This window comes from Actinomadura formosensis NBRC 14204 (assembly GCF_001552155.1).
GTDB lineage: Bacteria > Actinomycetota > Actinomycetes > Streptosporangiales > Streptosporangiaceae > Spirillospora > Spirillospora formosensis.
This window is the reverse complement of record NZ_BCQQ01000030.1, coordinates 1-22,715: the sequence shown is the minus strand read 5'-3', so window position 1 is coordinate 22,715 and position 22,715 is coordinate 1. Positions and strand designations below refer to the sequence as shown.

Sequence of the window (22,715 nt, the reverse complement as noted above, 5' to 3'; positions counted from 1 at the left end):
GCGGTGCGAGGAGGGATCGGGTTGAACAGCGGGGGCGCCCGCGCGGAGGTGGCCGACGGGCCGCCGGCCGCGCCGGCCGTCGGCATGCCCGGCGGCCGGACCTCAGCCCGCAAGACCCGCAGGTACGGGCGGTTGCGGCCCGGCGACCGGGTCGCGGTGATCGCGCCCAGCGGGCCCGCCGACCCCGCCCGGCTGGAGGCCGGCTGCGCCGTCCTGCGCGACCTCGGCCTTGACGTCGTGGTCGGCAAGCACGCCCTCGACCGTGTCAACCTCGGCGCGTGCGGGCCCGTCCGCGACGACTGGCACCGGCTCGCCGGCAGCGACCCCGACCGGGCCGCTGACCTGCGGGACGCCTGGTGCGACCCGCGCGTCCGCGCGGTGATCTGCGCGCGCGGCGGATACGGTGCCACCCGAGTCCTGGACCACCTCGACTGGGACGCCCTGGGCGCCGCGACCGAGGCGTCCGCCGCCTCCGGCGGCGGCCCGAAAATCCTGCACGGTTCCAGCGACATCACCGCCCTGCACGCCGCGTTTGGAACGCGCCTGAACGTCACGACGTCCTTCGGGCCGATGCCCGCCGGCGTCCTCGCCGAGCCCGGCCCGGACGGCGACACCCTCGCCGGCCTGCGCGCGGCGCTGTTCGGCGGTCCGGTGACCCTGCCCGGCACGCGCTCCCTGCGGCCGGGACGCGCGGAGGGCCCGCTCACCGGCGGCACCCTCGCACTCCTCACGGCCCTGCTCGGCACCCCCTACGCCCCGCCGCCCGCCGCCGGCCGCATCGTCTTCCTGGAGGACGTCACCGAGCCGCCCTACCGGATCGACCGGATGCTCGTCCAGCTTCTCCAGGCCGGCTGGTTCGACGGCGCGGCCGGGGTGGCGCTCGGCTCCTGGCGGGACTGCGGAGACCCCGCCGAACTCGACTCGGTGTTCGCCGCGCGGCTCGGGCCGCTCGGCGTGCCGGTGCTGGCCGGAGTCGCCGCCGGGCACGGCCCGCGCCAGCTGACCCTCGAACTCGGCGCCCCCGCGGTGCTCACCGCCGCACCCGAAGATCCGCGCCCCGCCGCGGCGGACCCCGGCGCGCTCACCCTCGAAGCGCCCCCGGGAGGTGCCCGATGAGCGGCCGCCATGCCCGTCCCGAACGGTGGGACGAGGGGACCCTCGAATCGCTGCTGGTCCTGGTCGCCGAGAGCCTCGGCTACCGCTGCACGCGCATGCCCGGCGAGGTGATGCTGCTGGAGGGGGCCGGCCGGCTGCATGTCAGCCTGCGCGACCTGCGGCAGCTCGCCCGGCTCGTCCCGCGCGACGACTGGCCCGCGCTGGTCTCCGACCACGTCACCACGATCGTGACCGCGATCGAGGAACCGCTCGACCTGAGCGACTTCGACCTCGCCCAGCACCTGCTGCGCACCCGCATCTACCCCGCCGCGGCCGATAACGGCGCCCTCGCGGCCCGGCCGTTCGCGCCCGGCCTGATCGAGGCGGTCGTCGTCGACACGCCCACCACCGTCCGGACGGTCACGACCGACGAGATGAACGGCTGGCCGGTCTCCGGCGACGCGCTGTTCATGCTGGGGCGTGCCAACGTCCGCGCCGACGGGCCCCTCCAGGTGGACGAGCAGGACCTCGGCGGCGTCCGCGTCTGCGTCCTGCACGGCTGGACGTTCTACGCCGTCACCCACCTGGCGTGGCTGGAGGAGTACCTGTCGATCGGGCCTTACGGGGCGCTGGTGATCGCGCCCAACCGCAGCCTGATCGTCGCCCACCCGCTCCGGATCTCCGAGGGGCACCCGAGGGCGCGCTACCGCGCGGCCGTGGCGGCGGCCACCGAACTGCAGGCGCAGGCCCACCGCGCCTATGAGGAAGGCCCCGGATCGCTCAGCCCGCACCTGTACTGGTGGCGCGCCGGTGAGCTGAGCTACCTCGCGACCCGCTACGAGGGCGACACGCTGATCCTGCCGGAGGAGTTCGCCTCCGTCCTCACCGCGCTCGCGGCCGAGCACTGACGCGGGTCGCCGCCGCCCCGGCTCGGTGCACTTCTAGACGCGGACCGGCTCGGGTTCGGGCGCCGCGGCGGGAGGCTTGACCGTCAGGGCGGGCAGCAGGACGTGGGTCAGCGGCCCGATCGCGACCGCGTACAGGAGCGTCCCGACGCCGACGGTGCCGCCGAGCAGCCAGCCGGTGCCGAGCACGGTCAGCTCGATCGCCGTCCGCACCACCCGGATCGAGTGGCCCCGCGCGGCGAGTCCGGTCATCAGCCCGTCGCGCGGGCCGGGGCCGAGCCCGGCGCCGATGTAGCAGCCGGTCGCGAAGCCGCCCACCAGGACCGCCGTGATCAGGTAGGCCCAGCGCGCGGCGAGCGCGTCCGGCGTGGGCAGCAGCCACAGGAACAGGTCCGCGAAGGCGCCGATGAGGATGACGTTGCTGATCGTCCCGATGCCGGGCCGCTGCCGCAGTGGAATCCACGCCAGCATCACGACCGCGCCCGTGATGATGATCCACACGCCGATCGACAGGCCGAAGCGGCGGGAGAGGCCCTGGTGGAGGACGTCCCACGGGTCGTTGCCGAGTCCGGACGCCACCTGGAGTGCGATACCGAGCCCGTAGAAGGCCAATCCGGCATAAAGTTGCACCAGCCGACGCGTTATCAAGGCCATTGCCCGCTCCTCAGCCCATGAGTGGCCATCTTTTCGCCTACCCTGACGCAAAGTGGCCTGGCAAATATAGGGCCAATGTGTAAAAGTGGCTTGCATGAGCACGCGTTATGTGAGCGGACCGCACCTGGCCCGCCTCCTGGGGGACGTGTCGCGGGAGCGCCCCGTCTATGCCGCGCTGGCCCGGTCCGTGCGCGGCCTCGTCCTGGACGGGCGGCTCGCGCTGCGGACCCGGCTGCCCGCCGAACGCGACCTCGCCGCCGCCCTCGGCGTCAGCCGCACCACCGTGACGACCGCCTACGACCGGCTCCGCGACGAGGGGTACATCGAGAGCCGGCAGGGCGCGGGCAGCTGGACGGCGCTGCCCCCGGTGCGGATGTCGTCCGCCGAGCCGCGCCCCGCGCCGCCGGGCGGCCGGTTCGGCAGGGCCCACCCCGCGCCGGACGACGCGTCCTTCATCGACCTCGGCTGCGCCACCCCCGGTGCGCCGGCGATCTTCGCCGAGGCCGTCGCCGCCGCCGTCGACGAGTTGCCCCGCTACAGCTCCGGACCCGGCTACGAGCCCGCCGGTCTCGCGAGCCTGCGGCAGGTCATCGCGGACGGGTACGCGGCGCGCGGCGTCCCGACCCGGGCCGACCAGATCGTCGTCACCACCGGCGCGCAGCACGCGTTCACGCTGCTGTCACACCTGCTCGTGGAGGCGGGCGACGCCGTCATGGTCGAGCGGCCCACCTACCCGCACGCGCTCGGCGCGCTGCGCCGCCGCGGCGCCAGGCTCGTCCCCGTCGGCGTCAACGAGGGCTGGGACGTCGAACTCGCCGCGGGCGCCATGCGGCAGGCCGCCGTCCGGATGGCGTACACGATCCCCGACTTCCAGAACCCGACCGGCCACCTGATGGCGGCCGACGACCGGGCCGCGCTCGTCGACGCCGGACGGCGCGCCGACGCGTTCCTCGTCGCCGACGAGACGTTCGCCGACCTCGCCCACGACCTCGACGCGCCGCGCGAGCCGCCGCTCGCCGCCTACGACACCGGCGGCCGGGTCATCACGGTCGGGTCGGCGTCCAAGCTGCTGTGGGGCGGGCTGCGCATCGGCTGGATCCGCGCGACCGCGCCGCTGGCCCGCCGCCTGACGCTGGCCCGCGAGCCGTTCGACATGGCCAGCCCGGTGCTCGACCAGCTGATCGTCCGGGAACTGCTGCTGCGGGTGGAGGAGGTGCGCGCCGAGCGCGCGGAGAGCCTGCTACGCGGCCGGGACGCGCTCGCCGGGGCACTGCGCGAGCTGCTGCCCGGCTGGGAGTTCCGGCTGCCGGGCGGCGGCATGTCGCTGTGGGCGCGGATCGGCACGCCCGTCGCCACGGCGCTCGCCGAGGCGGCCGAGCGGCTCGGCGTCCGGGTCGTCGCCGGCCCGGTGTTCGGCGCGGACGGCGTCCTGGAGGACTACGTCCGGCTGCCGTACGTGCTGCCGCCCGACACGCTGCGCCTGGCCGCCGAACGCCTCGCCCTCGCCTACCGCGAGGTTCGGTCGGCCCCCGCCGCCCGTCCCCTGCCCGCCTACGTCTGACCGGGAGCCCGCGTCAAGGCGCGCCCTGGATGTAGCCGACGAGGTGCTCACGCTCGCTCTGCAGCTCGTCGATGGCGCTCTTGACGACGTCGCCGATGCTGACGATCCCGGTGAGCCGGCCGTTCTCGACGATGGGCACGTGCCGGAACCGGTGCTCGGTCATGGTGCCGCGCAGCTCCTCCACCTCGGCGCCGGGACCGCAGGTGTGGACCTCGGTGGTCATGATGTCGGTGACGGGACGGTCGAGCAGCCCCGCGCCGGCGTCGTGCAGCCGCCGCACCACGTCGCGCTCGGAGACGATGCCGGCGATCGCCGCGCCGTCGGGCGAGACCACCACCGCTCCGATGTTGTGCTCCGCCAGGACGGCGAGCAACTGCCGCACGGTGGCCTCGGGCCGCACCGTGGTGACCGTGTCTCCCTTACGCCGCAGGATGTCGCGAATCCGCATGTCTCACGCTCCGGTGCCGGTTTCGGGCCCGTGGGGGCGACGGCCGCCGTGCCGGTCGCCGGGCCTGTTCTGTCAAGGTCGCATGTTCCGGCGCCGAGGGAAAGCCCGCCGCGGCAAACCGTTCACGGCACTTGCCCCGCGGCTACGGGGCGAGGAGGCGGCCCAGCGCGTTGAGGGCGGGGGTGAGGAGGCGTCCCGCGGGGCCCGCGTGGGCGAGCGCGGCGCGGGCGGCGTTGGCTCCGCAGGCGCCGTGGACGCCGCCGCCCGGATGGGCGGACGCGGACGCCAGGTAGAGGCCCGCGACCGGGGTCTCGGCGCGTCCGAGGCCCGGAACGGGGCGGAACACGAGCTGCTGGTGGATCAGCGAGGTTCCGCCGTTGAGCGCGCCGTTCACCAGGTTGGCGTCGTGGGCCTGGAAGGCGGGCGGCGCGATGACACGGCGGCCGGCGATCCGTGCGCGGAAGCCGGGCGCGAGGCGCTCCACCATGTGCTCCACGCGGTCGGCCATGGCGGCCTGCTCGCGTTCGTCCCAGGTGCCGGTGATCCCGTCCGGCCCGGCGTCGGCCTTCACCCGGTGAGGGACGTGCGTGTACGCCCACACCGACTCGGTCCCGGCGGGCGAGCGGGCGGGGTCGGCGACCGTCATCTGGCCGAGGAGCGCGAACGGCTCGGCCGGGACGCGGCCGGTGGCGAGATGCGCGCTGTGGCCGGTCAGCGCGTCCATGCCGGGGGACAGGTGGACGGTCCCGGCACGCCCGGCGCCGGGGGACGACCAGGGAATGGGGCCCGACAGCGCCCAGTCGACCTTGAAAGTGGCCTGGTCCCAGCCGAACCGGCGCATGTCCGCGCGCAGCGATGCGGGCAGGTCGGACCAGCCGACCAGGCCGCCGTACAGGGCGGGTGCGGACACGTCCGCGAGCACGGCCCGGGCGGCGCGCACCGGCTCCCCGGACGCGGTCCGCACCCCGAGCGCGCGCCCGTTCCGCACCACGACGGACGTGACCGGGGTGTCGCAGTGGACGCGCCCGCCCCGCGACTCCAGCCGCCGCACCAGCGCGGCCGTCAGCTCGCCCGCCCCGCCCTCGGGCACCGGCCAGCCGTACCGCTGCCCGATCATCGCGAGCAGCCAGCCGAACAGCGCCCCGGCCGTCGACTCGGGGAACAGGTCGGTGTGCAGCGCCGACCCGGCGAGCAGCAGCCGCCCGCCCGGCCCGGCGAACTCCTGCTCACCCAGCGTGCGGGCGGGCGCCAGCAGCGACCGCGCGACGCGCAGCCCGCCCGCGCGGCGCATCGCGGCCGCCAGCGGCAGTGCGGCCCGGACCGGCGGGAACGGGGTGAACAGGGCGCGCAGGACCTCCTCCCCGATCTCGTCCCAGAGCCCGCACAGCCGCAGCCACGCCGCACCGTCGCCCGCGCCGAGCGCGTCGAGGTTCGCGGCGGTCGCGTCACGGTCGCGCTCAAGGACGGCGCAGCGCCCGTCCGGCAGCGGGTGGGCGAGGACGGCGGGCGCATGCCGCCACCGCACCCCGTACCGCTGGAGGTCCAGCGCGCGCATCGCCGGGGACGCCACGCCGAGCGGGTAGAACGCGCTGCACACGTCGCTGACGTAGTCGGGATGGACGCCCCGGTCGCTGCGCACGGCGCCGCCCGGCTCCGGCTGCGCCTCCAGGACCGCCACGTCCCAGCCCGCGTCGGCCAGCATGTTCGCCGCGACGAGCCCGTTGTGGCCCGCCCCGATGACCACGGCGTCCACCATGTGGCACCCCCCGGGTGATCACCCTACGGGCGGCCGGAGCGGACGGAGCGACGATCCGGTCCCGGGCGCGCTCCGGGCGTGCGGGGCCCGGCGGCGGTGAGCGAACCGCCCTGGACGCCCGTGATGTGCTCGATGATCCAGTGCGCGACGACGCCGGGATGGCTGCGCGGCACCCAGTGCCCGGCCTCGACGGTACGGAGCGACAGGTTCGGGACGCGTCCGGCGAGCCCGCCCACCAGGTGCGGCGACACGAACAGGTCCCTGGTGGGGACGATGACCTGCGTCGGCACGTCCGTGCGCCGGTCGCGCGGCCGGCGGAGCCTGTGCAGCATGTTCGCCCGGTACAGCCCGACCCCGGCCGCGGCGTCGCGCGCCACCGTCCTCGCCGGGTGGCCGGGGCGCGGCGCGACGTCCTCGCCCGCGGCGAGGGCGCGGGTGAACAGCGTCGCCAGGCCCGCCCCCCACAGCAGTTCCGGTAGCAGCGGCAGTTGGAAGAAGTAGATGTAGGACGAGCGCAGGCCCTGCCCCGCCGCCCGCTTCAGGTTGGACGGGGTGGGCCGGGCCAGGTTGCGCCGCATCCAGTGCCCCACGTGGTCCAGGCAGGGCCCGGAGATCGAGGTGAAGGAGGCGAACCGGTCCGGCATCGTGCAGACCGCCTCCCACGCCTGGATCGATCCCCAGTCGTGCCCCACCAGATGCACCTCGCGCTCGGGGGCGGTGGCGTCCAGCACGGCACACATGTCGGACATCAGGTAGTCGAACGTGTAGCGCCTGCGCCCGAACGGCCGAGACGACACGCCCGCGCCGCGCACGTCGTACCGGACGACGTGGAACCGCCCGGCGAGCCGCCCGGCCACCTCGTCCCACACCGCGTGGGTGTCGGGGTAGCCGTGCACGAGCAGGACCGTCGGCCGCGACCGGTCGCCCTGCTCGTAGACGGCCAGGTCGACGCCGTCGCCGCGGACCCGGCGCCTGCGGGCCGGGGCGGCGCCGGCCGCTTTATTGGACATCCTGCTAATGAATCGCCGAATCGTCCCGCGGTCAAGGCGACGCGGCGTGAGCCCCGCCACGGCGCGAAGCGACGCCCGCGCGGCGCGGCGGCCCGGGCACTCGGGCAGGACGATGCGGAACGAGCCGATGTGCGTGATGGCGAGTGCCGCCCTCACGGGGCGATGCGCTCCGCACCCGCATAGACGTTCATGCTCTCGCCCCGCACGAACCCGACGAGCGTCATGCCGGCGTCCTCGGCGAGCTCCACCGCCAGCGACGACGGCGCCGACACCGCCGCCAGCACCGGCACGCCCGCCGTCATCGCCTTCTGCGTCAGCTCGAAGGACGCGCGCCCGCTGACCATCAGGACCGTCCCGGCGAGCGGCAGCCGTCCCTGCCGCAGCGCCCACCCGATCACCTTGTCGACCGCGTTGTGCCGCCCGACGTCCTCGCGCACGGCCAGCGGCCCGCCGCCCGCGTCGAACAGCCCGGCGGCGTGCAGCCCGCCCGTCCGGTCGAACACCCGCTGCGCCTTCCGCAGCCGGCCGGGGAGCGCCGCCAGCACCTGCGGCGCGAGCCGCACCGGATCGCCGGCCACCTCGTAGGGCCGGCCGGCGCGCAGCGCCTCGATGCTCGACTTCCCGCATACGCCGCACGCACTGGTCGTCGTGAACGCGCGGGTCATCGAGTCGCCCGGCGGCGGCACCCCGGGCGCCAGCGCGACGTCCAGCGTGTTCTGCTCGGCCGTGTCGGCGCAGTACCGCATGGCCCTGAGGTCCCGCGCGTCCCCGATCAGGCCCTCGGCCGCCAGGAACCCGGCGACCAGATCGAAGTCGTGCCCGGGTGTCCGCATCGTGATCGTGAGCGGCTTCCCGGCGACGCGGATCTCCAGCGGCTCCTCCACCGCGAGCGTGTCGGGCCTGCGGCCCCGAGTCCCGGTCGTGCTCAGCCGCAGCACGGGCCTGCGCACGGTGATCCGCCCCATGGACGGAACCGTACCCAGGAAGCCCGCGGGTAAAGAAAAGTTCGGACGGGTGCGTCCCGTTCATGGTCCCTTTTTCGTCGGGACGGGACGCCCTGGCGCACGGGGCGCCCGGGGACCGAGCATCGGAACGTACCGATCGGCGGCCCACGGGGACCAGGGGCCGCCGCACCGACACACGGGGAGTACCACCACCAATGCGCAAGTTCCTGCTCGTATCCGCCCTGCTCGGCGGTCTGGCGCTGACCACCGCCGGCTGCGAGCTGACCAAGACCGTCTCCGCCGGCACGGTGGAGAAGGAGATCGTCGCGAAGTTCGGCCCGCCCTTCGACGACGGCGGCATCGGCCCGGCCACCGCCGAATGCCCGGAGGACCTCAAGGGCGAGGTCGGCGCCACCGTCCAGTGCACGGTCAAGGACGGCAAGGGCGGCACCTACCCGCTGACCGTGACCGTCACCTCGGTCGAGGGCGACCAGGTCCGCTTCACCATGAAGGAGCCCCCGCAGCCGAAGGGCGCCGGCTGACGCGCCGTCAGTCGCGGCGGTCGATGTTCCAGTTCGCCACGATCGCCGCGAACGGCGGGATGGCCAGCGCCACCACCGCCATCGCGATCGCCGCGGGGTGCGACCACAGCCGCACCACGGTCCACGACAGGACGAACAGCGTGAGGCACGTCCCCATCATGATCGCGTAGGCCAGCCTGCGCCGCCTCATGTACCCACCGTACGCCGCCCCGGCCGGGCGGAGGTGGCGGAGGCGTACGGGAATCGAACCCGCCGTCCCGAGATCCTCGGGACCGTCGGCTTTGAAGGCCGGGGAGGCCACCAGGCGCTCACACGCCTCCGCAGGCGATCTTAGCCGCCGTAGAGGGCGTCGATGGCGGGGGAGTACTTGGCGTGGACGACGCGGCGCTTGAGTTTGAGGGTCGGGGTCAGCTCCTCGCTCTCGGCGGTCCATTCGGCGGGCAGCAGGCGCCACTTCTTGACCTGCTGGACGCGGGCCAGGCGGGTGTTGGCGTCCTCGACGGCCTTGGCGACCTCGTCCAGGACGAGGGGGTGCTCGGCGAGGGCGGCGAGGTCGGTGGAGTCGATGCCGTGGGCGGCGGCCCACACGGGGGCGACCTCGCCGTCGAGGGTGATGAGGGCGACGATGTAGGGGCGGCGGTCGCCGAAGGCGAGGGCCTGGCCGATGAGCGGATGCTCCTTGAGGTGGTTCTCGATCAGGGACGGGGCGATGTTCTCGCCGCCCGCGGTGATGATCAGTTCCTTCTTGCGGTCGACGACGGTGAGGAAGCCGTCGGCGTCGAGGCGGCCGATGTCGCCGGTGCGCACCCACCCGCCGGCGTCGAGGAGGTCGGCGGTCGCGTCCGGCCGGTGCAGGTAGCCGGGGGTGCAGGTGGCGCTGCGGACGAGGATCTCGCCGTCGCCCGCGAGCTTCAGCTCGACGCCGGTGAACGGGCGGCCGACGGTGCCGAGCTTGAAGGAGTCGGCGAGGTTGGCGGTGACGGCGCCGGTCGTCTCCGTCATCCCGTAGGCGTCGAAGATCTTCAGGCCGAGGCCGGCGAAGAAGCGGGCGACCTCGACCGGCAGCGGCGCGGCGGCGCTGGACGCCTGGTGGACGCGGTCCAGGCCGAGCAGGGCGCGCATCGGGGTGAGGACGGCCTTGTCGGCCGCCTCGAACGCGGCGGTGATCTCGGGGGTGGGCGTGTTGCCGTACTCCTGGGCCGTCACATAGGCGCGGCCGGCGTCCAGGGCGCCCGCGACGGCCTGTTTCCTGGCCGGGTCCTGCTCGGTGGACAGGACGGCCTGGATCCCGGCCATGATCTTCTCCCAGACGCGGGGCACGCCGAAGAACGAGTGCGGGCGCACCTCGCCCAGGACCGTCGTGAGCTGGGCCGGGTCGGGGCAGAAGTGGATGTGGGACGCCAGCCGGACCGGCAGGTAGTAGCTGAGGACGCGGTCGGCGATGTGCGCGAACGGCAGGTAGGAGACACCGGCCGGGTGCTCGGGCAGCGCGGAGCTGCGCTTCACCATCTCCGCCTCCTGCAGCACCATCGAGTGGGTGATCAGGACGCCCTTGGGGTCGCCGGTGGTGCCGGAGGTGTAGAGCAGGGTGACGGTGTCCTCGGGCTTGACGGCCCGCCACCGGCGGTCGATCTCGGCCGGGTCGGCGGCGAGGCGCTCGCGGCCGAGGGCCGTGAAGGCGTCCCAGGTGAGGTAGCGGTCGCCGGGCGGGCAGGCGTCGGCGTCCACCACGATGATCTTGCGGAGGTCGGGGAGCCGGTCCAGGACGGGCCGCCAGCGGGCGAGCTGGTCCTCGCCGTCCAGGACGGCGTACCTGGCCGAGCAGTGGCCGGCCACGAACGCGACCTGGTCGGGCGCGAGCGTCGCGTACACGGTGGCGGGGACGCCGCCCGCGTGGACGGCGCCGAGGTCGGCGAGGACGTGCTCGGAACGGTTCGGCATCATCAGCGCGACGACGTCGCCGGGCGCAAGGCCGAGGGCGGCGAACCCGGCGGCCGTCTCCAGCGCGCGGGTCCGGGTGCCGGCCCAGGTCAGGGTCTTCCATTCGCCGTCGATCCGGTCGGAGTAGGCGGGCCGCCCGCCGTGCGCCCGCGCGGTCGCGGCCAGGCTGGTGCAGATCGTCTCTCCCGCGACGGCCCGGTCGAGTTCGGCCCGCTGTTCCCGAATCCCCATGTCGCCCCTTGCTGTAAGCGCTGACTTGCAGAGGGGAATCGCATCATGCCGAACGCGGTTCGGACAAGGGGTCTCCGGATTTCCGCCCTGGTCGGGCGGAGTGTTCGGCCCATCGTGACCGCCCGCGTACTGTCCGCTCCTTGATCATTTATGGGGCTTGTGCGTTAAATCGTGCGGGTGGCCCGCCTCATCCCCACCGCCCGCCTGACGCAGTACGCCCGCGGCGGCGGCTGCGCATGCAAGATCCCGCCCGGCCTGCTGGAGCGGGTCGTGACCGGTCTCACCGGCGGGGACGACGCGCTGCTCGTCGGCGGACCGGACGGCGACGACGCGGCCGTGCTGCGCATCGGCGGCGGCCGGGCCGTGGTGTCCACCGCCGACTTCTTCACCCCGGTGGTCGACGACGCCTACGACTGGGGCCGCGTCACCGCCGCCAACGCGCTGTCGGACGTCTACGCGGTCGGCGGCGAGCCGCTGATGGCCGTCAACCTGCTCGGCTGGCCCGTCGACACGCTGCCCGTCGAACTGGCCCGCGAGGTCCTGCGCGGCGGCCGGGACGTCGCGGCGCTCGCCGGCTGCGCGATCGCGGGCGGGCACAGCATCGACGACCCCGAACCCAAGTACGGCCTCGCCGTGACCGGGATCGCCGACCCGGACCGGCTGCTCACGCTGGACGCGGGCCGCCCCGGCATGCCGCTGACGCTGACCAAGCCGCTCGGCACCGGCGTCCTCCTCGCCCGGCACAGGGCGACCGGGGAGGTGTTCCCGCACGCGGTGGAGACGATGACGCGGCTCAACGCCGAGGCGGCGCTCGCCGCGATCGAGCGCGGCGCCGCGTGCGCGACCGACGTCACCGGGTTCGGGCTGCTCGGCCACCTCTACAAGCTGGCGCGGGCGAGCGGCGTCACGGCCGTCGTGGACGCCTCCGCCGTGCCGTACCTGGACGGGGCGCGGGCCGCCGTCCGGGACGGCTTCGTGCCCGGCGGCACCCGGCGCAACCTGGCGTGGGTGTCCCCGCACACCGGCTTCCGTCGGATCGCCGAGGAGGAGCGGCTGCTGCTGGCCGACGCGCAGACCTCCGGCGGGCTGCTGGTCGCCGGCGAGATCCCGGGCGCCCCGGTCATCGGCGAGCTCGTCCCGCGGGCACGGCACACGCTCATCGTCCGCTGAGGGACGCCGGCGGTGTGTCGCCGCCCCGGACACGGGTAGAGCTGTAGACCCGCCCGCCGGGCGGGGCAGTGAAGGAGCGCAGGCCACATGACGATCACGGGGCTCACCGGTGCCGTCGTCCTCGGCGCGACGATCGGGATCCTGGGGCGGCTGCTCGTGCCGGGCCGCCCCGGCATGCCCCTCTGGCTCCTGATGGCGGCCGGCGTCGTCGCCGCGTTCGCCGGGACGGGCCTCGCGCATGTGTTCGGGCTGGGCGAGGGCGGCTGGAGCCCCTGGGAGACGGCGCTGCAGATCGGGCTGGCGGTGGTCGGCGTCTACCTGGTGGCGGCGTGCTGGCCGAAACGCACCGGCCCCCGCCCCTAGGAGCCGCGCAGGACGGGACGCAGGTCGTCCAGCACGTCCGGATCCTCGATGGTGGACGGCACCTGCACCTCCTGCCCGTCGGCGATGCCCCGCATCACGCCGCGCAGGATCTTGCCCGACCGCGTCTTCGGCAGCGCCGGGACGACCGTGATCTCCTTCAGCGCGGCGACCGGCCCGACCTGCTCGCGCACCAGCGCGACGAGTTCGGCGGCCAGCTCCTCCGGCTCGGCCACCACCCCGCTCTTGAGCACCACGAGCCCGCGCGGGACCTGCCCCTTGAGCGTGTCCTGGACGCCGATGACCGCGCACTCGGCGACGGCCGGATGCGACGAGATGACCTCCTCCATCGTCCCCGTGGACAGCCGGTGCCCGGCCACGTTGATCACGTCGTCGGTGCGGCCCATCACCCACACGTAGCCGTCCTCGTCGATGTGCCCGCCGTCCCCGGTCAGGTAGTGCCCGGGGAACTTCGTCAGGTACGACTCGACGAACCGCTCGTCGTCCTGCCACAGGGTGGGCAGCGTGCCGGGCGGCAGCGGCAGCCGGATCGCGATGTCGCCGTCCGTGCCGGGCGGGACGTCCGCGCCGTCCGGGTCGAGGATCCGCACGTCGTATCCGGGCACCGGCACCGACGGCGACCCCGGCTTGACCGGCATCGGTTCCAGCCCGCGCAGGTTCGCCACGATCGGCCAGCCGGTCTCGGTCTGCCACCAGTGGTCGATCACCGGCCGGTCCAGCACGCGCGACGCCCAGCGGTAGGTGTCGGGGTCGAGCCGCTCACCGGCGAGGAACAGCGTGTCCAGCGCCGACAGGTCGTACCCGGCGAGCAGCGCGCCCTCCGGATCCTCCTTCTTGATCGCGCGGATCGCGGTCGGCGCGGTGAACAGCGCCTTCACCCGGTGCTGCGCGGCGACCCGCCAGAACGCGCCCGCGTCCGGCGTCCCCACCGGCTTGCCCTCGTACAGGACGGTCGTGCAGCCGGTCAGCAGCGGCGCGTACACGATGTAGGAGTGTCCGACGACCCAGCCGACGTCGGAGGCGGCCCAGAACACGTCGCCGGGCCCGACGCCGAACACGTTCTCCATCGACCAGCGCAGCGCGACCGCGTGCCCGCCGTTGTCGCGGACGACGCCCTTCGGCCGCCCGGTCGTCCCGGAGGTGTACAGGATGTAGAGCGGGTCGGTGGCGGCGACGGGCACGCACCCGGCGGGCTCGGCGGCGGCGACCGCCTCGTCCCATTCGATGTCCCGCGGCCGGACGAGGTCGGCGTGCAACTGCTCGCGCTGCCGGATCACGCACCGCTCGACCTTGTGCCGCGCCATCTCCAGCGCCTGGTCCAGCAGCGGCTTGTAGGGCACGACCCGGCCCCGCTCGATCCCGCAGGACGCCGACACGATCGCCTTGGGGCGGGCGTCGTCGATGCGGACGGCCAGCTCGCGCGCCGCGAACCCGCCGAAGACGACCGAGTGCACCGCGCCGAGCCGGGCGCACGCGAGCATCGCGATGACCGCCTCGGGCACCATCGGCAGGTAGATGACGACGCGGTCGCCGCGCCCGACGCCCTGCGCGCGCAGCGCCCCGGCGAACCGGGCGACCAGGCCGGTCAGCTCCCGGTAGGTGTAGGTGCGCACCGTCCCGGTGACGGGACTGTCGTAGATCAGCGCGGCCTGGTCGCCGCGGCCCTCCTCGACATGCCGGTCGAGCGCGTTGTCGCAGGTGTTGAGCTCACCGCCGGTGAACCAGCGGTAGAACGGCGGCGCCCCGTCGTCCAGCACCCGGTCCGGCGGGACGAGCCAGCGGACGTCGCGCGCCGCCAGCCCCCAGAAGCGGGTCGGGTCGGCGATGCTGCGTTCGTACGCGGCCGCGTAGGCGCCCATGTCGTCCTCCCGATGACGGGCCCGGCTCCAGCGGGCTCCGTGGCCCTGGTCTGCGGTGCGGCCCGGTTCGTGATTCGGGCCGCACCCCTATAGGGCACGGCGCGGGGCCGGTTCGTCAAGGGTCCGCGCCGCCCGGCCTGCGTCCGGTTCCCGGGCGCGGGCTCGTCAGTCGGGGTGCCGCAGGCCGTGGACGACGGCGATGAGCGCGGCCACCGCGGCGCCCGCGGCGACGATCCAGAAGCACAGCTCGTAGGCGCCGAGGGTCGGCAGCCCGGTGCCGTCGGCCGCCCGCCCGGCCAGGACGGACGCGGTGACGGCGCCCGCCACGCTGCCGCCCGCGGTGCGGACGAGCGAGTTGATCCCGCTGGCGATGCCGCTCTGGTCCATCGGGACGTGCTGGACGGCGAGCGTGCCGAGCGCCGCGTAGGCGATCCCGAACCCGGTGCCCTGGAGGGCGCTGAACACGAGCATGTCGGACACGTGCGAGTTGGACACCGCCAGCCACCCGTAGCACAGGCCGGCGAACGCCGACCCGACCGCGAGCGTGAAGGCGGGGCCGATCCGGGCCGTGAACCGCCCGGCCATCGCCGAGAACACCAGCATGGTGACCGTGCTCGGCAGCATGTAGAGGCCGACGTCCAGGACCGAGCCGTCCAGCCCGTACCCGGCCGCGCCGGACGGGGCCTGCACGAACCCGGCGATCAGCGTGAACGCGGCGAACATCGAGAAGCCGAGCAGCGCCGAGACGGCGTTGGCCGACAGCGACCGGGGCCCGACCAGCAGGTTCAGCCGCACCAGCGGGGCGCGGACCCGCAGTTCGACCGCGACCCACACCCCGCACAGCGCGGCGGCGCAGCCGAACAGGGCGAGGACGCCGCCGGACGTCCAGCCCCACGCGTCGCCCTGGCTGATGCCGAGCAGCAGGCAGACCAGCCAGGCGGCGAGCAGCGCCGCGCCCGCGAGGTCGGGACGGCCGCCGGCCCGCACGCCGACGTCGTGGGCCGCCACCGCGACCAGCACCAGCGCGACCGCGGCCAGCGCGGCGGTGATCCAGAACACCGGGTGGTGGCTGTCGGTGCGGTCGGCGATCAGCCCGGTCACGATCATGCCGGCGCTGCCGCCGACGCCCATCGTCGCGCTCACGATGCCGATCGCCGTGGTGATCCGGTCGCGCGGGAAGGTGTCCCTGATCATGCCGATGGCCAGCGGGATCATCGAGGCCGAGACGCCCTGCAGGGTCCGCCCGGCGATCAGCGCCGGCAGCGAGCCGGACACCGCGCAGAGCACCGAGCCGGCCAGCAGCAGGACGAGGGCCAGCAGGATCATCCGCTTCTTGCCGTACATGTCGCCGAACCGCGCCAGCAGCGGGGTGGCGACCGCGCCGGCCAGCAGTGACGCGGTGAACACCCAGGTCACGTCGGTGATCGGGGCGTCGAAGCGGGCCATGAGCTGGGGCAGCAGCGGCAGCACGACGGTCTGCTGCACCGAGACGACCATCCCGGCGGCGGCCAGCGCGAGCAGGGTGCGGCCCGTGCGCGCGGGACCCGCGGCGCGGTGCCCGGTCGCCGCGTGCGCCGTGGCCGGGGCACCGGTCATGCGAACCTCCCGTGGCCGGTCGGCGGGGGTCCGGCCGCGCGGCGCAGTCCGTGCTCAGGTTGGTCAAGTGTCAGGTCCGGTAAGTGTAGGTAGGCCGGATTTGCCGCTCGTTACCGCCGGGGGGTGTCCGGAACCGGGCGATGCCGGTTCCGGCCGCGGGTGAACCGGTGATGTCCCCGGGTCGTTCGCGGTTGACGTGAGAGCAGTGTGTTCCGCTGAACCGCGGCGGGTGCGGGGTCGGGTTTTGCGCGGAGCCCCGGCCTCCGTAGGGTTGTCCTCCGTGGACCTTCGTCTGCACCACCCCCGCGCTGCGCTCCCCCGGACGGCCCGTTCCCGCGCGGCCTCCGCCCGCCCGGCCCGCCGTGCCCCCTCCTGCCGCGTCCCTTCCCGGAAAGGACGCTGATGCAGGTCGTCACCACCGCCGGCCACGGTGGGCACGGCAAGTCGGCGCTCGTGCGCGCCCTCACCGGCAGGGAGCCCGGCGAGACGGGCGCCTGGACGAAACTGCCCTCGGGCCGGCGCCTGGCGTTCGTGGACGCCCCCGGCGACGAGCAGTCCGTCCCGGCGATGCTCGCGGGCGCCGCGCCCGCGCCCGCCGCGCTGCTCGCCGTCGCCGCCGACGAGGGATGGATGCCGCAGACCGGCGAGCACCTGGACGCCCTCGGCGCGCTCGGCGTCCGGGCCGGCGTCCTCGCGATCACCAAGTCCGACGCCGCCGACCCGAAGCCGGCGCTGCGGCAGGCCCGCGAGCGGCTCGCCGGCACCGCGCTGCACGGCGTGGAGACCGTCGCCGTCAGCACCGTCACCGGCGCCGGGATGGACGACCTGGCCGCCGCGCTCGACCGGCTCGCCGGGCGGCTCCCCGTCCCCGATCCGGACGCCCCGGTGCGGCTCTGGGTGGACCACGCCATCACCGCCGGACGGCAGGCCGCCGTCACCGGCACCCTCACCGCCGGGACGGTCACGGTCGGCGACGAGCTGCTCCTCATGCCCGCCGGGGAACGCGTCCGGGTCCGGACGATCGGCTGCGCGGGGGAGCCGTGCGAGACGGTCGGCGGTGTCTCCCGCATCGTGCTGACCTTCTGCGACGCCGGGCGGGTGGACGCCGGCATGGCCCTCGTCACGCCCGGCGCCTGGACCCGCACCACCTGCGTCGACGTCCGCACCCGGTTCGGCGCGGCGTCCGGCCGGCTCGCGCGGCAGATGACGCTGCACCTCGGCGCCGCCGCCGTCGCGGTGCGGCTGCGGCCACTCGGCCCCGACACCGCCCGGCTCACCCTGAACACCCGGCTCGCCCTGCACCTCGGCGACACCGGCGTCCTGCGCGACCCGGCGCGCCGCTCGATCGCCGGGGTGAGCGTGCTGGACGTCCGGCCGCCGACCCTCGTGCGGCGCGGTGCCTCCGTGGCCCGCGCGCGGGAGCTGGCGTCCTGGCCGGACCGCCCGGACGGCACGATCGTGCTGCGCCGGCACGGAGTGCTGCGCCGCTCGGAGCTGACGCTGATGGGCTGCGCGCCGCCGCCGGACGCGGTCACGCTGAACGGCGAGTGGGTCGCCGATCCGGCGCACTGGGCGTCGCTGTTCGAGCGGCTCGCCGAGGAGACGTCCCGGCACGCCGCGGGCAGCCCCCGCGCGCCCGGCATCCCGCTGGAGACCGTCCGGCTGCGGCTCGGCCTCCCGGCCCGGCAGCTCGTCACCGCGCTCGTCCGGCCGCCGCTGCGGGTGGACGCGGGGCGGGTCTACGGCCCCCCGCCCGAGCCCGAACCCGCGCCGCGGCCGGCCGCCTCGTCCGCGATAGCCACCGCACCGCCCCCGCCCTGGGCGGAGCCGGTCGAACGGCTCCGCGCCGACCTCGCCGGCGCCCCGTTCACGCCGCCCACCGCCGAGCGCCTCGAAGAACTCGGCCTCACCGGCGAACTGCTCGCCGCCGCCGAGCGCGCGGGCGCCGTGCTGCGCATCGACGACGAGACCGTCCTGCTGCCGGGGGCCGACCGGGAGGCGCTGCGCGTGCTGAACGGCCTGCCGCAGCCGTTCACGCCCGGCCAGGCGGGCGAGGCCCTGGCGACCAGCCGCCAGGTCGCCATCGCCCTGCTGCGCCATCTGGACCGGCTCGGCCTCACCGAACGCCGCCGCTCCTGACCGGCGCCGAAACCCTCCGGGACGGGAAAACCGGTTGAACGGCGGCCGGTGACTCTGGCCTCATTGATCGCGGTCCGGTTCCCGTCGATCAAGGAGAAGGCATGCCGTACCAGACGCTCAAGGGCGGCCGCGTTCCCATCCGGATGTGGACCGACCCGGCCGCCGTCGAGGATCTCGCCCTCGACCAGCTCCGCAACGTCTCCGCCCTGCCGTGGGTGGAGGGCCTCGCGGTGATGCCCGACGTCCACTACGGCAAGGGCGCCACCGTCGGCTCCGTCATCGCGATGAAGAACGCGGTGTCGCCGGCGGCCGTCGGCGTCGACATCGGCTGCGGGATGACCGCGGTCAAGTCGTCCCTCACCGTCGAGGACATGCCGGACGACCTGTCCGGGCTGCGGGGCCGGCTGGAGAAGGCGATCCCCGTCGGGCGCGGCTCCCACAAGACCGCCGTGGACCCCTCCGCGCTCCCCAACCTGAAGGAACGCGGCTGGTACGACTTCTGGAAGGGTTTCGACGACCTGCACCCGGCCGCCCGGCCCCGCCTCGGCCGCGCCCGCGCGCAGATGGGCACGCTCGGCGGCGGCAACCACTTCCTGGAGCTGTGCGCGGACGACGGCGGCGCGATCTGGCTCGTGCTGCACTCGGGGTCGCGCAACATCGGCAACGAGCTGGCCGAGCGCCACATCGAGGCCGCCCGCGAGCTCCCGCACAACCAGGACCTCCCGGACCCCGACCTCGCCGTGTTCCTCACCGGCACCGCGAAGATGGACGCCTACCGCCACGACCTGTTCTGGGCGCAGGAGTACGCGCGCCGCAACCGCGCCGTCATGATGGCGCTCGCGCAGAACGTCGTGACCGGCCGGTTCGGCGGGAAGCGCTGCCGGTGGGGCGAGATCATCTCCTGCCACCACAACTACGTGGCGGAGGAGGAGTACGGCGGTGCCGAGCTGCTCGTCACCCGCAAGGGCGCGATCCGCGCCGGCGCCGGCGACCTCGGCATCATCCCCGGCTCGATGGCGACCGGCACCTACATCGTCCGCGGCCTCGGCAACGAGACCGCCTACAACTCCGCCTCGCACGGCGCCGGCCGCAGGATGAGCCGCAACAAGGCCCGCAAGAGCTTCACGGTGGACGACCTGATCGAGCAGACCAGGGGCGTCGAGTGCCGCAAGGACGGCGGTGTCGTCGACGAGATCCCCGGCGCCTACAAGGACCTGGAGACCGTCATGGCCGCCCAGTCCGACCTGGTCGAGGTGGTCGCCCGCCTCCGCCAGCTGATCTGCGTCAAGGGCTGAGGCACCGGCCGGGGGCGGGCCGCGTCACCGGGTGAGCGCGCGGTCGATGAACGCCGTGACGTCGGCGAGGACCTCCTCGCGGTTGGTCTCGTTGAAGACCTCGTGGCGGGCCCCGGGGTAGAGGCGTTCGGTCAGGTCGCCGCCGCGGATCGCCTCGATGCCGATGCGGGTGTCCGCCGGCCGGACCAGTTCGTCGGCCTCGCCGTGCAGGTAGAGGGTCGGCAGCGCACCGAGGGAACCGTGCTCGTTGACGCGGCGCAGCGCGGTGTCGAGGGCCTGGATCGTGGTCTTGTTGAAGGGGCCGTGCCAGACGAGCGGGTCCGCGGTGTACGCCTCGCCGACGGCCGGGTCACGCGACAGTGTGGAGGTGTCGATGGGCGCGTCCGGCATCTCCTCCAGCGGGAGCAGCTCGTCCACGGCGTGCCAGCGGCCGAGCACCGGCCCCGACAGCACCAGCGCGTCAAGCTGGCGTCCGTGCGACTGCGCGTACCGGGCGGCGATCAGCCCGCCCATCGAGTGGCCGATCATGACGACGGGCAGCCCGGGGTGGTCGCCGCGCGCGGCCTCCACGACCGTGTGCACGTCGGCGACCACGTCCTCGTAGTCCTCGATCAGCACGCGGTCGCCGGCGGAGCGGCCGTGGTCCATGTGGTCGGGCCCGCACACGACGGCGCCATGCCGGACCAGGACGTTCGCCACATGGTCGTAGCGGCCGAGGTGCTCGCCGTAGCCGTGCACGAGCACCGCGACGTACCGCGGCTCGCCGTCCGCCCAGATCCGGGCGGTGATCGCGCCCCGCGTCCCCGCGAACTCCCACTCCCGCACCGTCGCCACCCCGGCCTCCCTGATGCTCGGCAGACCGTAACGGTCCAACGGGATGCGACGAATCGTCAACCACCGCAATAGGCTGGTGGGACCGACCGCAATCCCCGGCGGGCCGCAGGAGCGGGCCGCCGGCCAGCAGGAAGGGGCGCCCGTGCTGGTCGACACCTTCGGCCGTACCGCGACGGACCTGCGGGTCTCGCTCACCGACCGCTGCAACCTGCGGTGTTCGTACTGCATGCCGCCGGAGGGACTGGACTGGCTGCCGAAGCCCGAGCTGCTCACCGACGACGAGGTGATCCGGCTGGTCGGCCTCGCCGTCCGCGACCTCGGGATCACCGAGGTCCGCTACACCGGCGGCGAGCCGCTGCTGCGGCGCGGCCTGGCCGGCATCGTGGCGCGGACGGCGGAGCTGACGCCGCGCCCGCAGATCTCGCTCACCACCAACGGCATCGGGCTCGGCCGGCTGGCCGCGCCGCTCGCCGAGGCCGGGCTCGACCGGGTGAACGTCTCGCTCGACACCCTCGACTGCGACACGTTCAAGCGCCTCGCGCACCGCGACCGGCTGGCGGACGTCCTCACGGGCCTCGCCGCCGCGCGGGACGCCGGGCTGGAGCCGGTGAAGATCAACACGGTGCTGATGCGCGGGATCAACGACCACGAGGCCGCGCCGCTGCTGCGCTACTGCCTGGAGCACGGCTACCGGCTGCGGTTCATCGAGCAGATGCCGCTGGACGCCCAGCACGGCTGGACCCGGGAGAACATGGTCACCGCGGACGAGATCCTGGACCTGCTGTCCGCCGAGTTCGACCTCGCGCCGGACGGGGAGCACGAGCGGGGCAGCGCGCCCGCCGAGTCGTTCGTGATCGGCGGCGGCCCGGAGACGGTCGGCGTGATCGGCTCGGTGACCCGGCCGTTCTGCGGCGCCTGTGACCGGGTCCGGCTCACCGCCGACGGGCAGATCCGCAACTGCCTCTTCGCGACCGAGGAGTCGAATCTGCGGGACGCGCTGCGCGGCGGCGCCACCGACACCGAACTGGCCGACCGCTGGCGCAAGGCGGTCTGGGGCAAGCGCGCCGGGCACGGCATCGACGACCCGTCGTTCCTGCAGCCCGCCCGGCCCATGTCGGCGATCGGCGGCTGATGGGCTTCGACGCCGTCCTGCTGGCCGGCGGGCGGGCCCGGCGGTTCGGCGCCGACAAGCCCGCCGCGCCCGTCGGCGGACGCACCCTCATCGAATGGACCGCCGCCGCCGTGGCGGACGCGTCCCGGCTGATCGTGGTGGGCCCGCGGCGGGACGTCCTGCCGGGCGCCGTCGTCGTCCGCGAGGACCCGCCGGGCGCCGGGCCGGTGCCCGCGCTGCGCACCGGGCTCGCCGAGGTCCGCGCGCCGTGCCTCGCACTGCTGGCCGCGGACATGCCGTTCCTGCGTCCCGTCCACGTCGCCCGGCTGCTGGACGCGATGGGGGAGCGCCCCGGCGCCGTCCTGCTGGACGGGGAGGGCCGCAGGCAGTGGCTCGCCGGCTGCTGGCGTGCCGGCGCCCTGCGGGAGGCGCTGGACGGCTATACGGGCGCGTCCCTGCGCGGCCTCCTCGGCCCCCTGGAGCCCGCCACGGTCGCGCTGCCGGGGGGCACGCGTCCCGCCTGGTACGACTGCGATACCCCCCAAGAGCTGGCCGCCGCCGAGCGTCTGCTTTGATCGTGGGGAAGCGGGCAGGGCGGCCGTGACCATCGAAGGGGGGACCCATGTCGGTGCTTGAGGACTGGATCAGCGCGGTGTGCCGCGAACTCGGCCTGGAACGCGGCGACATCGACCAGGGCCTGATCCTCGACCTCGCCCGCGACGTCGCGCACGGCGTCGCGCGGCCGGGCGCGCCGCTGACGGCGTATCTCCTCGGCCTCGCGGTGGGGCGCGGCACGCCCGCGCGGGACGCCGCCGCCCGGCTGACCGAGATGGCCGAGGGCTGGAAGGACGAAGCGCCCGCGCAGCCCGAGGTTCCGGAGCCGGCCGGCGAGCCCGTCCTCGACGAGGCCTGACCCGGCCTAACCCTCCCGCGGGGGCGCGTCGCGGTCGGCGACGGGGACCACGTCCTTGAGGAAGTCGCGGCGGCCGAGGAACGCCGACAGGCTCTCGCGGTGCTCGGCGCAGGCCAGCCAGATCTTCCGCCGGTCCGGAGTGTGGATCTTCGGGTTGTTCCACCGCAGCGCCCACACGGCGGCGGCGCGGCAGCCCTTGGCGGAGCACTGCAGTTCGTCGGGGCCGGTCCCGGAAGCGGAGTCGGTCATCCGGCAACTGTGGCACAGCCGCCGGGGCGGGAACGTTCCCGCCCCGGGTTTCGGCCCGGCCCGCGTGCCGGCGGCGCCGGC

General features: G+C 74.7%; 22 protein-coding genes and 1 tRNA gene. 11 read left to right on the top strand and 12 right to left on the bottom strand.

The window, feature by feature from the left end; all coding sequences use genetic code 11:
- Positions 1 to 21 precede the first annotated feature (21 nt).
- Together AF1_RS10600 and AF1_RS10595 are read left to right on the top strand one after the other, a co-directional pair.
- A complete protein-coding gene (locus AF1_RS10600; protein WP_306303159.1) occupies positions 22 to 1,116 on the top strand; it encodes a S66 peptidase family protein in 1,095 nt (364 codons plus the stop codon).
- The gene (locus AF1_RS10595) at positions 1,113 to 2,003 is read left to right on the top strand and encodes a hypothetical protein (protein ID WP_067795888.1); all 891 of its coding nucleotides are present in this window, start codon (positions 1,113 to 1,115) and stop codon (positions 2,001 to 2,003) included. The genes AF1_RS10600 and AF1_RS10595 overlap by 4 nt, the downstream gene beginning before the upstream one ends.
- 33 nt (positions 2,004 to 2,036) lie before the next feature.
- On the opposite strand, the gene yczE is transcribed toward AF1_RS10595, so the two are convergent.
- Positions 2,037 to 2,630 carry a membrane protein YczE gene (gene yczE, locus AF1_RS10590; RefSeq protein WP_407642189.1) on the bottom strand — a complete coding sequence of 198 codons (594 nt, stop codon included), beginning with the start codon at positions 2,628 to 2,630 and terminating at the stop codon, positions 2,037 to 2,039.
- A gap of 118 nt (positions 2,631 to 2,748) precedes the next feature.
- Here yczE and yczR point away from each other — a divergent pair, with 118 nt between their 5' ends.
- Positions 2,749 to 4,215: a MocR-like transcription factor YczR gene (gene yczR, locus AF1_RS10585; protein WP_067795881.1), complete on the top strand. Its 1,467-nt coding sequence runs from the start codon at positions 2,749 to 2,751 to the stop codon at positions 4,213 to 4,215.
- A 13-nt stretch (positions 4,216 to 4,228) separates the two neighbouring features.
- Here yczR and AF1_RS10580 read toward each other — a convergent pair whose 3' ends face one another.
- The 4 genes from AF1_RS10580 to fdhD form a co-directional block, all read right to left on the bottom strand.
- A complete protein-coding gene (locus AF1_RS10580) occupies positions 4,229 to 4,663 on the bottom strand; it encodes a CBS domain-containing protein (protein WP_067795878.1) in 435 nt (144 codons plus the stop codon).
- A gap of 142 nt (positions 4,664 to 4,805) precedes the next feature.
- Complete coding sequence (locus AF1_RS10575) at positions 4,806 to 6,419, bottom strand: phytoene desaturase family protein (protein ID WP_067795875.1); 1,614 nt, start codon at positions 6,417 to 6,419, stop codon at positions 4,806 to 4,808.
- A gap of 23 nt (positions 6,420 to 6,442) precedes the next feature.
- The gene (locus AF1_RS10570; protein ID WP_084262755.1) at positions 6,443 to 7,429 is read right to left on the bottom strand and encodes an alpha/beta fold hydrolase; all 987 of its coding nucleotides are present in this window, start codon (positions 7,427 to 7,429) and stop codon (positions 6,443 to 6,445) included.
- Between the two features lie 152 nt (positions 7,430 to 7,581).
- Positions 7,582 to 8,394 carry a formate dehydrogenase accessory sulfurtransferase FdhD gene (fdhD, locus tag AF1_RS10565; protein WP_067795872.1) on the bottom strand — a complete coding sequence of 271 codons (813 nt, stop codon included), beginning with the start codon at positions 8,392 to 8,394 and terminating at the stop codon, positions 7,582 to 7,584.
- 194 nt (positions 8,395 to 8,588) lie between these two features.
- Here fdhD and AF1_RS10560 point away from each other — a divergent pair, with 194 nt between their 5' ends.
- A complete protein-coding gene (locus tag AF1_RS10560; protein WP_067795869.1) occupies positions 8,589 to 8,915 on the top strand; it encodes a DUF4333 domain-containing protein in 327 nt (108 codons plus the stop codon).
- Between the two features lie 7 nt (positions 8,916 to 8,922).
- Here the strand turns inward: AF1_RS10560 and AF1_RS10555 are convergent, their stop codons facing one another.
- The 3 genes from AF1_RS10555 to AF1_RS10545 all read right to left on the bottom strand — a co-directional run bounded on the left by AF1_RS10555 (position 8,923) and on the right by AF1_RS10545 (position 11,087).
- On the bottom strand, positions 8,923 to 9,105 hold the full coding sequence (locus AF1_RS10555; protein WP_067795867.1) for a DUF3099 domain-containing protein: 183 nt from the start codon (positions 9,103 to 9,105) through the stop codon (positions 8,923 to 8,925).
- Positions 9,106 to 9,139: 34 nt separating this feature from the next.
- Positions 9,140 to 9,235, bottom strand: a tRNA-Sec gene (locus tag AF1_RS10550).
- A 10-nt stretch (positions 9,236 to 9,245) separates the two neighbouring features.
- Positions 9,246 to 11,087, bottom strand: coding sequence for an AMP-dependent synthetase/ligase (locus AF1_RS10545; RefSeq protein ID WP_067795864.1), 1,842 nt, complete (start codon positions 11,085 to 11,087; stop codon positions 9,246 to 9,248).
- 177 nt (positions 11,088 to 11,264) lie between these two features.
- Here AF1_RS10545 and selD point away from each other — a divergent pair, with 177 nt between their 5' ends.
- A complete protein-coding gene (gene selD / locus AF1_RS10540) occupies positions 11,265 to 12,257 on the top strand; it encodes a selenide, water dikinase SelD (RefSeq protein ID WP_207393968.1) in 993 nt (330 codons plus the stop codon).
- Positions 12,258 to 12,344: 87 nt separating this feature from the next.
- Positions 12,345 to 12,620, top strand: a complete 276-nt coding sequence (locus tag AF1_RS10535) for a hypothetical protein (protein WP_067795861.1) — start codon at positions 12,345 to 12,347, stop codon at positions 12,618 to 12,620.
- Here the strand turns inward: AF1_RS10535 and AF1_RS10530 are convergent.
- Positions 12,617 to 14,497, bottom strand: coding sequence for a propionyl-CoA synthetase (locus tag AF1_RS10530; RefSeq protein ID WP_067795859.1), 1,881 nt, complete (start codon positions 14,495 to 14,497; stop codon positions 12,617 to 12,619). The genes AF1_RS10535 and AF1_RS10530 overlap by 4 nt on opposite strands.
- A gap of 165 nt (positions 14,498 to 14,662) precedes the next feature.
- Positions 14,663 to 16,093 carry an MFS transporter gene (locus AF1_RS10525; RefSeq protein ID WP_067795856.1) on the bottom strand — a complete coding sequence of 477 codons (1,431 nt, stop codon included), beginning with the start codon at positions 16,091 to 16,093 and terminating at the stop codon, positions 14,663 to 14,665.
- 402 nt (positions 16,094 to 16,495) lie between these two features.
- Here AF1_RS10525 and AF1_RS10520 point away from each other — a divergent pair, with 402 nt between their 5' ends.
- Entirely contained in the window at positions 16,496 to 18,232 is a 1,737-nt protein-coding gene (locus tag AF1_RS10520; RefSeq protein WP_067795854.1) for a SelB domain-containing protein, read from the top strand.
- A gap of 101 nt (positions 18,233 to 18,333) precedes the next feature.
- Positions 18,334 to 19,527 (top strand): RtcB family protein, encoded by a 1,194-nt coding sequence (locus tag AF1_RS10515; RefSeq protein ID WP_067795851.1) that lies wholly within the window; start codon positions 18,334 to 18,336, stop codon positions 19,525 to 19,527.
- 24 nt (positions 19,528 to 19,551) lie between these two features.
- Here the strand turns inward: AF1_RS10515 and AF1_RS10510 are convergent, their stop codons facing one another.
- Complete coding sequence (locus tag AF1_RS10510; protein WP_067795848.1) at positions 19,552 to 20,361, bottom strand: alpha/beta hydrolase; 810 nt, start codon at positions 20,359 to 20,361, stop codon at positions 19,552 to 19,554.
- A gap of 142 nt (positions 20,362 to 20,503) precedes the next feature.
- Here AF1_RS10510 and moaA point away from each other — a divergent pair, with 142 nt between their 5' ends.
- Genes moaA through AF1_RS10495 form a run of 3 tightly spaced genes read left to right on the top strand, consistent with a single transcriptional unit; the run spans position 20,504 to position 22,385 of the window.
- A complete protein-coding gene (gene moaA, locus AF1_RS10505) occupies positions 20,504 to 21,493 on the top strand; it encodes a GTP 3',8-cyclase MoaA (protein WP_067795846.1) in 990 nt (329 codons plus the stop codon).
- Positions 21,493 to 22,047 (top strand): molybdenum cofactor guanylyltransferase, encoded by a 555-nt coding sequence (gene mobA, locus AF1_RS10500; RefSeq protein WP_174548839.1) that lies wholly within the window; start codon positions 21,493 to 21,495, stop codon positions 22,045 to 22,047. Before moaA ends, mobA begins: the two co-directional genes overlap by 1 nt.
- Before the next feature lie 47 nt (positions 22,048 to 22,094).
- Positions 22,095 to 22,385, top strand: coding sequence for a DUF6457 domain-containing protein (locus tag AF1_RS10495; RefSeq protein WP_067795840.1), 291 nt, complete (start codon positions 22,095 to 22,097; stop codon positions 22,383 to 22,385).
- Positions 22,386 to 22,391: 6 nt separating this feature from the next.
- Here the strand turns inward: AF1_RS10495 and AF1_RS10490 are convergent.
- Positions 22,392 to 22,715: hypothetical protein (locus AF1_RS10490; RefSeq protein WP_409360247.1), on the bottom strand; the 324-nt coding region annotated here is incomplete at its 5' end.

Bases quoted from the DNA above. Each gene is read 5' to 3' on its own strand.
- AF1_RS10525 (WP_067795856.1), bottom strand. From the start codon at position 16,093: ATGACCGGTGCCCCGGCCACGGCGCACGCGGCGACCGGGCACCGCGCC.
- AF1_RS10575 (WP_067795875.1), bottom strand. From the start codon at position 6,419: ATGGTGGACGCCGTGGTCATCGGGGCGGGCCACAACGGGCTCGTCGCG.
- AF1_RS10595 (WP_067795888.1), top strand. From the start codon at position 1,113: ATGAGCGGCCGCCATGCCCGTCCCGAACGGTGGGACGAGGGGACCCTC.
- fdhD (WP_067795872.1), bottom strand. From the start codon at position 8,394: ATGGGGCGGATCACCGTGCGCAGGCCCGTGCTGCGGCTGAGCACGACC.
- AF1_RS10495 (WP_067795840.1), top strand. From the start codon at position 22,095: ATGTCGGTGCTTGAGGACTGGATCAGCGCGGTGTGCCGCGAACTCGGC.
- AF1_RS10535 (WP_067795861.1), top strand. From the start codon at position 12,345: ATGACGATCACGGGGCTCACCGGTGCCGTCGTCCTCGGCGCGACGATC.
- yczR (WP_067795881.1), top strand. From the start codon at position 2,749: ATGAGCACGCGTTATGTGAGCGGACCGCACCTGGCCCGCCTCCTGGGG.
- AF1_RS10545 (WP_067795864.1), bottom strand. From the start codon at position 11,087: ATGGGGATTCGGGAACAGCGGGCCGAACTCGACCGGGCCGTCGCGGGA.
- AF1_RS10555 (WP_067795867.1), bottom strand. From the start codon at position 9,105: ATGAGGCGGCGCAGGCTGGCCTACGCGATCATGATGGGGACGTGCCTC.
- AF1_RS10560 (WP_067795869.1), top strand. From the start codon at position 8,589: ATGCGCAAGTTCCTGCTCGTATCCGCCCTGCTCGGCGGTCTGGCGCTG.
- mobA (WP_174548839.1), top strand. From the start codon at position 21,493: ATGGGCTTCGACGCCGTCCTGCTGGCCGGCGGGCGGGCCCGGCGGTTC.
- AF1_RS10530 (WP_067795859.1), bottom strand. From the start codon at position 14,497: ATGGGCGCCTACGCGGCCGCGTACGAACGCAGCATCGCCGACCCGACC.
- AF1_RS10520 (WP_067795854.1), top strand. From the start codon at position 16,496: ATGCAGGTCGTCACCACCGCCGGCCACGGTGGGCACGGCAAGTCGGCG.
- AF1_RS10580 (WP_067795878.1), bottom strand. From the start codon at position 4,663: ATGCGGATTCGCGACATCCTGCGGCGTAAGGGAGACACGGTCACCACG.
- AF1_RS10570 (WP_084262755.1), bottom strand. From the start codon at position 7,429: ATGTCCAATAAAGCGGCCGGCGCCGCCCCGGCCCGCAGGCGCCGGGTC.
- AF1_RS10515 (WP_067795851.1), top strand. From the start codon at position 18,334: ATGCCGTACCAGACGCTCAAGGGCGGCCGCGTTCCCATCCGGATGTGG.